This is a genomic window from Fulvivirga kasyanovii (assembly GCF_009711405.1).
In the GTDB taxonomy this organism is placed as follows: domain Bacteria; phylum Bacteroidota; class Bacteroidia; order Cytophagales; family Cyclobacteriaceae; genus Fulvivirga; species Fulvivirga kasyanovii.
Genome location: NZ_SMLW01000188.1, coordinates 1 through 1,744 on the forward strand (window position 1 = coordinate 1; position 1,744 = coordinate 1,744).

The 1,744-nt window shown below is 35.1% G+C and carries 1 protein-coding gene; it reads left to right on the forward strand.

All coding sequences use genetic code 11. The features are described from left to right. Window positions 1–1,744 (forward strand): tetratricopeptide repeat protein (locus tag E1163_RS30240; RefSeq protein WP_185155900.1); only part of this gene is annotated, 1,744 nt, incomplete at both ends.

Here is a 1,744-nt window from a genome sequence, read left to right on the forward strand (position 1 = left end):
AAAAATGATGCTTTCTATCACTTAATTCAAAGTAAACTATTTTATTGCAAAGGTCTTTTAGAAGAAAAAAAAGGCGAATACGGACAAGCCATTGACCTATATCAAAAAGCCCAGGATGCCTTAAGCCACCATAAAAATTCTGCTGAAGCCACTTATAAAGTGACACTATTCAGTCGTCAATACCATGCTTTAGCATATTCAGGCGATTGGCAGGCGGCACTGGAAAAAGGCACCGAGGGTCTGGTTTTTATGAATGCCACGGTAGATAAAAAAGTACACACAGATTACATTTATGATTTAGGATACATTAACGATCGGTTGAGCAATTACATTGAAGCAATTAACCTATATCAGCAATCCATTGTGCTGTATAAAACATTTGAAGAAGAAAAGAATGCCGATTTAGGTTTGGCTTATAACAATTTAGCAACCGTTTATAACAAAATCGGTTTTTTTTCCGAAAGATTAAAAAGCCTTGAGAAAGCACGCTTTTATTGGGAAAAAGACAACACGACCAATCCTAGTTGGCTTATATCACTTTACGGAAATATGATGAAGCTGTATATTGAATACGGCGATGCAACCAAAGCCAAACAATTATTTACTGCCTTAAACAAGGTGTCAAATGAGGGACTTCAAATCTCAAATGTGTTTAATAAATTTAGGCTTAATGTAATGTATTATGTTTTCTCTAATCAATCTGCCAAAGCAGAAAGTGAATTAGTAAAATACAGTGCATTGTTTTCCACTTTATCTCAAAAAGAAAAAGAACAAAATATCCATTTCTATTTAGCCGCGTTACTTGAAATGGCAGATTATTATTTTCAAGAGGAGTTAGATCATCAAGCTCTTGAAACCGCGACTCGCGCTGTAAACCTGGCAAAAACTTTTCAGCAAAGTTACTATGAAATGCTGGCCTACACTAAGCAAACAAAACTGGCTACCGCTAAAAAAGAATATGTTACCGCCATTGATTTACTAGATAAAGCTTTAGCCATAAACGACCAGCAGCCTATTGGCTTGGTCAATGTGGTTAACATTTTAATAAAAAAAGGAAACTTACAAGCTAAGCAAAACCGCATTACAGAAGCTCGTGAAACCATAATAAAAGCCTTATCTGTTTTGGCAGAAAAAGAGATAACTTCGCCGGAAGATATTACCATAACAACTTTTGAACAGCAGCATAGTTCTTACTTTGTAATGGCGCTCAAAAACTCTGCTACTTTTTATGAATATATGTATAACCAAACCCATAAAAAAGAAGACGCAAAAAACGCCAAATACTTATACGAAATGGCTGCGGAAGTTTTTGGGTTATACTACCAAAACGGAGAATACAATACCAATTTAAACAGCTTCAATAAGGAGATTAACGAAGGTGTTTATGAAATGCATTCAGTTCTAAAACAGCCGTTAGCGCCAGAAATATTAGCCATTATTGAAGCTAATAACTCACAAGTATTGCGTAATGAGTTTGAGCGTAAACACTTTCAGTTTCTTTCTACTGAGGATAGTTTACTAGCACAACGAAATTTGTTGCAATTTCAGTTAAAAAATAGTGAAAAAGACTCCCAAAAAGAGTTGAAAAAAGCAATAGAAGAGATAGATTCAGCTATAGCTATCAAAGATCCTTTGATGCAATCCTTTTATAATGAAAGAATTAATCTCCAAAACATCCAAAGCCACCTGACAAAAGACGAATTGCTGGTGGAATATGCAGTAGGGAATCAGCGTGTTTTTGCTA